The sequence below is a fragment of the Gillisia lutea genome (genome assembly GCF_021568705.1).
In the GTDB taxonomy this organism is placed as follows: Bacteria; Bacteroidota; Bacteroidia; order Flavobacteriales; family Flavobacteriaceae; genus Gillisia; species Gillisia lutea.
The window spans coordinates 316,736-324,671 of sequence record NZ_JAKGTH010000010.1; the positions used below are offsets into that span (position 1 = coordinate 316,736).

The 7,936-nt window shown below is 36.7% G+C and carries 7 protein-coding genes; 3 read left to right on the forward strand and 4 right to left on the reverse strand.

Translation table 11 applies throughout. The annotated features are described in order from the left end of the window. The first annotated feature begins 5 nt into the window (after positions 1-5). The 3 genes from L1I30_RS12590 (at position 6) to L1I30_RS12600 (ending at position 4,031) form a co-directional block, all read left to right on the forward strand. The gene (locus L1I30_RS12590; RefSeq protein ID WP_236134645.1) at positions 6-959 is read left to right on the forward strand and encodes an acetyl-CoA carboxylase carboxyltransferase subunit alpha; all 954 of its coding nucleotides are present in this window, start codon (positions 6-8) and stop codon (positions 957-959) included. Positions 960-1,126: 167 nt separating this feature from the next. Then, positions 1,127-2,677, forward strand: a complete 1,551-nt coding sequence (dnaB, locus tag L1I30_RS12595; RefSeq protein ID WP_236134646.1) for a replicative DNA helicase — start codon at positions 1,127-1,129, stop codon at positions 2,675-2,677. Between the two features lie 169 nt (positions 2,678-2,846). Beyond that, on the forward strand, positions 2,847-4,031 hold the full coding sequence (locus tag L1I30_RS12600) for an asparagine synthetase B (RefSeq protein WP_236134655.1): 1,185 nt from the start codon (positions 2,847-2,849) through the stop codon (positions 4,029-4,031). 88 nt (positions 4,032-4,119) lie between these two features. Here L1I30_RS12600 and rplT read toward each other — a convergent pair whose 3' ends face one another. The 4 genes from rplT to thrS all read right to left on the reverse strand — a co-directional run bounded on the left by rplT (position 4,120) and on the right by thrS (position 7,320). Then, positions 4,120-4,464, reverse strand: a complete 345-nt coding sequence (rplT, locus tag L1I30_RS12605) for a 50S ribosomal protein L20 (RefSeq protein ID WP_236134647.1) — start codon at positions 4,462-4,464, stop codon at positions 4,120-4,122. A 109-nt stretch (positions 4,465-4,573) separates the two neighbouring features. Continuing rightward, a complete protein-coding gene (gene rpmI / locus L1I30_RS12610; protein ID WP_236134648.1) occupies positions 4,574-4,771 on the reverse strand; it encodes a 50S ribosomal protein L35 in 198 nt (65 codons plus the stop codon). A 28-nt stretch (positions 4,772-4,799) separates the two neighbouring features. Further along, positions 4,800-5,324, reverse strand: coding sequence for a translation initiation factor IF-3 (gene infC / locus L1I30_RS12615; RefSeq protein ID WP_236134656.1), 525 nt, complete (start codon positions 5,322-5,324; stop codon positions 4,800-4,802). A gap of 49 nt (positions 5,325-5,373) precedes the next feature. Next, on the reverse strand, positions 5,374-7,320 hold the full coding sequence (gene thrS / locus L1I30_RS12620) for a threonine--tRNA ligase (protein WP_236134649.1): 1,947 nt from the start codon (positions 7,318-7,320) through the stop codon (positions 5,374-5,376). Positions 7,321-7,936 lie beyond the last annotated feature (616 nt).

The window sequence follows — 7,936 nt, forward strand, 5'->3', positions numbered from 1 at the left end:
TTCATATGGAATATTTGGATTTTGAATTACCCATTAAAGAGTTAGAAGAGCAGTACCAAAAAGCTTGTAACATAGGGTCGGAAAGCAATGTTGATGTTACAGCAACCTGCAAGCAGATCGAGAAAAAGTTGATAGAAACCAAAAAGGATATCTACAAAAATCTTACAGCTTGGCAACGTGTTCAACTTTCAAGGCACCCTAATAGACCTTATACATTAGATTATTTTAATGCATTATGTGGTGATACATTTTTGGAACTTCATGGAGACCGAAATGTAAAGGATGATAAAGCAATGATTGGTGGGTTGGGAAAAATTGGAGATCAAAGCTTTATGCTTATTGGTCAACAAAAAGGATACAACACTAAAACAAGACAATACAGAAATTTTGGGATGGCAAATCCTGAAGGATACAGAAAAGCTCTTCGCCTTATGAAATCGGCAGAGAAGTTTGGAGTGCCTGTGGTTTGTTTTGTGGATACACCGGGTGCATACCCAGGACTGGAAGCTGAAGAGCGAGGTCAGGGAGAGGCAATTGCTCGTAATATTATGGAAATGACACGCCTTAAAGTGCCAATTATAGTTGTAATAATTGGAGAAGGAGCGAGTGGTGGAGCCTTAGGAATTGGAGTAGGAGATAAAGTAATGATGTTAGAGAATACCTGGTATTCTGTGATCTCTCCGGAATCCTGTTCTTCAATTTTATGGAGAAGCTGGGAATACAAGGAAATTGCTGCCGATGCTTTAAAGCTAACAGCTAAGGATATGAAGAAGCAGAAATTAATAGATGAGATAATAAAAGAGCCGTTAGGCGGAGCACACAGTAATAGGAAGGAAACTTTTAGTACTGTAAAAGATGCCATATTATCGTCATACGATGAGTTTAAAAACTTATCACCATCTGATTTGGTGAATAAACGTATGGATAAATATTCCGCAATGGGAGTATTTAAAGCTTAAACGTACTATTTACACTTCTCAAAAAAATCCGAGGCTATAACTTCGGATTTTTTTGGCGCTATTAACAATTATTTTTAGTTATCAACAGGCAAATTGTTGATTACCGGTTAATTAACTTAACTGTATTTTATTAAGATTGTCTTAACAATTTTTTTACTTTCGTATTTATGGAAAAAGCCGCATCCCCCAAAAGCCAAAGATATAATTCTGGTAATGTAATTAGTTTGGAGAAAGGAAAGATACCGCCGCAAGCGGTTGATTTAGAGGAAGTTGTTCTTGGAGCGATGATGATTGACAAGAAGGGAGTTGATGAGATTATTGATATCCTTCATGCTGATGTATTCTATAAAACGGCTCACCAATATATTTTTGAAGCCATATACAAGCTATTTGAAAATACAGAGGCAATCGACTTATTAACAGTTTCTAACCAGCTTCGTAAAGACGGTAAATTGGAACAGGTAGGAGGAGAGTATTATTTAGTCCAACTTACTCAAAAAGTATCTTCTTCGGCTCATATTGAGTTTCATGCCAGGATTATTTTACAGAAATATATTCAACGAAGTCTTATTAAGATCTCAAACGAGATCATTGAAGAATCTTACGATGAAGCCACGGATGTATTTGATCTTTTAGATACAGCCGAATCTAAACTCTATGAAGTTACTCAGGGGAATATTAAAAGATCTTCTGAAACTGCACATAGTTTGGTAATTCAGGCAAAAAACAGAATTCAGGAAATATCTAATAAAGAAGGTTTGAGTGGAGTGCCTTCTGGATTTGACAAGTTAGATAAATTAACCTCCGGATGGCAGCCCAGTGATTTGGTAATAATTGCAGCTCGTCCCGGTATGGGTAAAACAGCATTGACTTTATCAATGGCTCGTAATATGGCTGTTGGGCATAATATTCCCGTGGCATTCTTTTCTTTGGAGATGTCGGCCGTACAGCTTATAACTCGTTTAATTTCTTCTGAAACTGGTTTGTCTTCAGAGAAATTGAGAACCGGTAATTTGGAAACTCATGAGTGGGAGCAACTTAATGTTAAAGTAAAGGACCTTGAAAAAGCACCTTTATTCATAGATGATACTCCCTCCCTTTCTATTTTTGACTTAAGAGCCAAGGCAAGAAGGCTTTCTTCGCAGCATGGCATCAAAATGGTTGTGATAGATTATTTGCAATTAATGACGGCAGGTAGTGCTGTAAAAGGAGGGAACAGGGAACAAGAAATATCTACTATTTCCCGAAATTTAAAAGCCTTGGCAAAAGAACTTTCTATTCCGGTAATTGCGCTTTCTCAGCTTTCACGAGCAGTGGAAACTCGTGGTGGTAGTAAAAGACCTTTATTAAGTGATTTGAGGGAATCTGGAGCAATCGAGCAGGATGCCGATATTGTATCTTTCATTTACAGACCGGAATATTATAAGATAGATGAATGGGATGATGAAGAAAGATCTCCTACGGCAGGGCAAGGAGAGTTTATTGTGGCTAAACACCGTAATGGTGGTTTGGAAAATATTAGACTTAAATTTGTTGGACATTTAGGTAAATTCGATAACTTAGATGACTTTGATTCTCCGTTTGAATTTCATTCAAAGATGAATGACGGTGATGGAGAAGATAATTTTAAAACTCCTAATCTTCCGCATCCAAGCGCTAATGAAGCATTTGGAAGCTCGATGAATGAGGATTTCAATGATGATGACGTACCCTTCTAAAAAAAAGCTATTTGAGATAGGAATAATTTTCTTATCGCTTACAGTATTTTTAAAGAAGATTATTTCAAATAATAGAACAATCAAAAGGAATAGTATAGGCGCTGCAGCTACCATACTATTCCTTTTTTTGTTATCACCTACTTTGCAGGCATCAAAGATCCTTATTCCTATGGATGCTAAAGCCCAGTCTAATCATTTAAAAGCATACGGAATTACCTATTATTCTCTTCAAAATGAACAAAAGGTTGAATGGCTACTTAACTATCGTGGTGGATCTTTTCTTATATATGATTCTGATGACCTTAGAAAGGAATGCAAAATTCGCGGGGTATCGTTTGAAGTAATTAGCGATTCAAAGGTTAGTCTAATTTTGGAAGAAATAGAGAGTCCATCCAAAAATATGGAAGTAGTGCTTTTGGAAAAAGCCCCTAAAATTGCCGTCTATGCTCCTCAGGGAAATAAACCATGGGATGACGCTGTTACTATGGTGCTTAGCTATGCGGAAATTCCTTATGTGACTATTTATGATGAGGATGTACTTAATGATACTTTGCTGTTATATGACTGGTTGCATTTACATCATGAAGATTTCACCGGACAGTATGGTAAATTCTATGTGAATTATCGTACCACACCATGGTACATTGAAGAAAAAGCAGCTGCAGAGGCATTGGCGGTCAAACTGGGCTATTCAAAAGTTGCAGAAGAAAAACTCGCTGTTGCATTAAAAATACGAGATTATGTAATTGGTGGCGGATTTATGTTCGCTATGTGTAGTGCTACAGATAGTTTCGACATTGCTTTAGCCGCCCAGGGGGTTGATATAGTAGAAGCTATGTTTGACGGAGATCCATCAGAGGCTGCTTATCAAAGTAAGATCGAATTTGAGAACACTTTTGCTTTTCAGGATTTTATTTTAGAGCGTAGCCCACTTGTATATGAGTTTTCCTCTATAGACATGACAAACAAGAGAAGAATTTCTGTAGAGGTAGATTATTTTACGTTAAATGAGTTTTCTGCGAAATGGGATCCGGTTCCCACCATGCTCAATCAAAATCATACGAGTTTAGTGAAGGGTTTTATGGGGCAAACCACTGCCTTCGATCCTTCATCCCTAAAAGCTTCAGTCTTGGTACTTGGTGAGAATAAAATAAATGCTGAGGCTAGGTATATACACGGAGTAAAAGGGAAAGGTTTTTTTACATTTTATGGAGGGCATGACCCTGAAGATTATCAGCATAGAGTAGGGGATCCAAAGACAGAGTTAGAGCTGCATCCTACCTCACCCGGCTACAGGCTAATCTTAAATAATGTGCTTTTTCCTGCTGCTAAAAAGAAAAAGCAAAAAACATAGTTAACTACTCTCAACTCTAATTATATAAAAAAATCCGGCTCTTTTCAGAACCGGATTACATATATAAGGACGTTAACCCGTATTTAATTTATTTTACTTTGTTTACAATAGCTGCAAATGCTTCTGGGTGATTCATCGCTAAGTCAGCTAAAACCTTACGGTTTAAGTCGATACTATTAGCTTTTAATCCTCCCATGAACTGAGAATAAGACATTCCGTGTAATCTTGCACCTGCGTTAATACGTGTGATCCAAAGGGCACGGAAATTTCTTTTCTTGGTTTTACGGTCTCTATAAGCATATAACATTGCTTTGTCAACCGCATTTTTTGCTACTGTCCAAACGTTCTTACGACGTCCAAAGTAACCTTTTGCTTGCTTTAAAACCTTTTTTCTTCTGGCTCTTTTAGCAACTGAATTTACTGATCTTGGCATATTTTAATTGTTTTTGTAGTAGGCGGTCTATTAAACTCTTTTTGAAAATTTGAATTTTCGGCCTAACTCCAGGGTTTTTAAATTGTTTAAACCATCAAACTGGTTTCTACTACTTTAAACGTAGTTGAAGTTTGATACTCTGCTCATCTGCATCATGTACCAAAGTACTGTGCGTTAAAGCTAGCTTACGTTTTTTAGACTTCTTGGTTAAGATGTGGCTTTTAAACGCGTGCTTTCTTTTAATTTTACCGGTACCTGTAAGCTTAAAACGCTTTTTAGCACTGGATTTAGTTTTCATTTTAGGCATGCTCTTCTTGATTTTATAATTAACGTCCTTATTTTGTTTTCTTAGGAGCCATAAACATAGTCATACGCTTACCTTCTAATTTCGGCATTTGTTCTACTTTTCCAACTTCCTCTAAATCTTGTGCAAGTCTAAGAAGTAGGATCTGACCTTGATCTTTAAATACAATAGATCTTCCTTTAAAAAACACAAAAGCTTTTAGCTTTGCACCATCTTTCAAGAATTTCTCTGCATTCTTCTTTTTAAATTCGTAATCGTGGTCATCGGTTTGAGGACCAAATCTAATTTCCTTTACAACCACTTTACTGGCCTTAGCTTTTAAAACTTTTTCTCGTTTCTTTTGCTCGTAAAGAAATTTCTTATAATCCATCACCTTCGCTACCGGTGGTTTGGCATTTGGAGAAATTTCAACTAAGTCCAATCCCTGTTCTTCCGCGATCTCTAAAGCTCGTTTGGTAGGATAAACTCCCATTTCTATGTTGTCACCAACAAGGCGAACTTCTTCCGAACGGATTTTACCGTTAATGCGGTGTTGATCTTCTTTAATCTCTCTCAGCGGTCGCTTCGATCTTTTTCTACGTATTGCTATGGCTATATAATTTTAATTAAACTTCAAACGCTTTTAGCGTCTTCTTGATTTCGTTATTTATTAATTCGGCGAATTCTTCAATTGGCATGGTGCCTATGTCGCCTTCCCCGTGTTTACGTACAGAAACTGTACCATCTTTCTCTTCTTGTTCCCCAACTATCAACATATAAGGGATCTTGCTCATTTCGGCTTCACGAATCTTTTTACCAATGGTATCATTTCGGTGATTAGCCAAGGCGCGAATTTCGTTATTTTCCAGCAAACTTAAAACTTTTTGTGAGTATTTTTCATATTTCTCACTGAGAGAGAGTATAATAGCCTGCTCTGGCATCAACCAAAGCGGAAAATTACCTCCGGTATTTTCAAGAAGTACTGCAATAAATCGTTCCATACTTCCAAAAGGTGCTCTGTGTATCATCACAGGGCGGTGAGTTTCATTGTCACTTCCTTTATATGTCAGGTCAAAACGTTCAGGTAAATTATAATCTACTTGAATTGTGCCAAGTTGCCAGCTTCTTCCCAAAGCATCTTTTACCATGAAGTCTAACTTCGGACCGTAAAATGCGGCTTCACCTGTTTCTACTACATATTTCAAACCTTTTTCTTTAGCGGCTGAAAGAATGGCATTTTCTGCTTTTTCCCATACTTCATCACTTCCTATATATTTCTCTTTGTTGTCTGGATCTCTTAACGATACCTGAGCGGTAAAATCGGTAAATCCTAAAGAATCGAATACATATAAAGTAAGATCGATTACTTTTTTAAATTCTGAATCCAACTGATCTGGAGTACAGAAGATATGGGCATCATCTTGAGTAAATCCTCTAACTCTCGTTAATCCGTGCAATTCTCCACTTTGTTCATACCTGTAAACGGTTCCGAATTCAGCAAAACGTTTGGGTAAATCACGGTAACTCCAAGGAGCCGAGTTGTATATTTCGCAATGGTGAGGGCAGTTCATTGGTTTCAATAAGAATTCCTCTCCTTCATGCGGGGTCAGAATTGGCTGAAAGCTATCTGCCCCATATTTTTCATAATGCCCCGAAGTTTCGTAAAGTTCTTTCTGGCCGATATGTGGTGTTACCACCATTTCGTAACCTGCAGTCTTTTGCGCCTTTTTTAGGAAATTCTCCAATCGCTCTCTTAATGCAGCTCCCTTAGGTAGCCATAAAGGTAAACCTTGGCCTACTCTTTTCGAGAATGTGAAAAGTTCAAGTTCTTTTCCTAATTTTCTATGGTCTCTTTTCTTTGCCTCTTCCAAGAGCTCTAAATATTCTTTTAGATCTTTCTGTTTTGGAAATGAAGTTCCATATACGCGAGTTAATTGTGGGTTATTTTCATTTCCTCTCCAATAAGCTCCTGCGGCACTCATTAATTTAACGGCTTTAATGATTCCGGTATTTGGAATATGACCTCCTCTACATAAATCAGTAAAAGTATCATGATCGCAAAAAGTGATAGTTCCATCTTCAAGGTTTTCTATCAACTCAACTTTAAAAGGATTGTTTTGCTCTTTATAGTAGTTTAAAGCCTCCTCTTTAGAAACAGCTCTCATTTTAAAGTCATGCTTCCCGCGAGCTATCTCCAGCATTTTATTCTCAATCTCTTTAAAGTCATTTTCAGAGATCTTTCGCTCTCCAAAATCTACATCATAATAAAATCCATTTTCAATAGCTGGTCCAATAGTAAGTTTGGAACCCGGATACAAAGCTTCAATAGCTTGTGCCATAACATGTGAAGTGGAATGCCAGAAAGCTTTTTTACCTTCCTTATCATTCCAGGTATATAGAATAAGACTACCATCTGTAGTAAGAGGGGTAGAAGTTTCAATGATGGTGTCATTGAATTTAGCCGATATCACATTTCGAGCAAAGCCTTCACTTATACTCTTGGCAACCTCCATTGCAGTGGCACCACTTTCAAATTCTTTAATACTGCCATCTGGCAAACTAATCTTTATCATATTCCTTTAATTGTGAAGCAAAGATAATAGGTTAAATGCGCCTGCGCAATATCTCCTATATATTATAGTAATTTCTTTTTGGCTGTTCCCGTATAAAAATACGGGTCGGGCTATACGTTCTATCTTTTAGCAAGTGTATTACTTATATAATTAGGTGCGCTTTTTAAAAGTATTCAGGTGTTTAAACAAAAGCTTATATATAATTTGCTAAAAGGATATCTCTGCTATCCCTAACAGAACTTATTATGCGTGGACAATTGCAGCAATAAAGAAATCAGTTTGGTTTGGAGGCTAATTATATTCACTTATAAATTGTGGGATGTATTTATTAGAAAGCATTTCAACTTAAAACATTTAAGAGTCAGGCAGTTGTCTTTTATTGAAAATAAAATCCGTTTTAAATTGAAAATTAGCCTTGCAGGTTTCAATATCATGAGTATATTTGCACCCGCTTAGGAAGAAAAATACTAAGCGAATGTTCTTTAATTTTTTTTGATCTAAATAGTTTTGTGTTTAGAAAAAAGATTGTAATTTAGTTGCCCGCTTTTTTTTAAAGGCAATAAAAAAACTAAAAAAAGTTTTGCTGATTAAAAAAGAAAGGTGGTATATTTGCAGC

Bases quoted from the DNA above. Each gene is read 5' to 3' on its own strand.
- thrS (WP_236134649.1), bottom strand. From the start codon at position 7,320: ATGATAAAGATTAGTTTGCCAGATGGCAGTATTAAAGAATTTGAAAGT.
- rpmI (WP_236134648.1), bottom strand. From the start codon at position 4,771: ATGCCTAAAATGAAAACTAAATCCAGTGCTAAAAAGCGTTTTAAGCTT.
- L1I30_RS12590 (WP_236134645.1), top strand. From the start codon at position 6: ATGGAATATTTGGATTTTGAATTACCCATTAAAGAGTTAGAAGAGCAG.
- rplT (WP_236134647.1), bottom strand. From the start codon at position 4,464: ATGCCAAGATCAGTAAATTCAGTTGCTAAAAGAGCCAGAAGAAAAAAG.
- dnaB (WP_236134646.1), top strand. From the start codon at position 1,127: ATGGAAAAAGCCGCATCCCCCAAAAGCCAAAGATATAATTCTGGTAAT.
- L1I30_RS12600 (WP_236134655.1), top strand. From the start codon at position 2,847: ATGGATGCTAAAGCCCAGTCTAATCATTTAAAAGCATACGGAATTACC.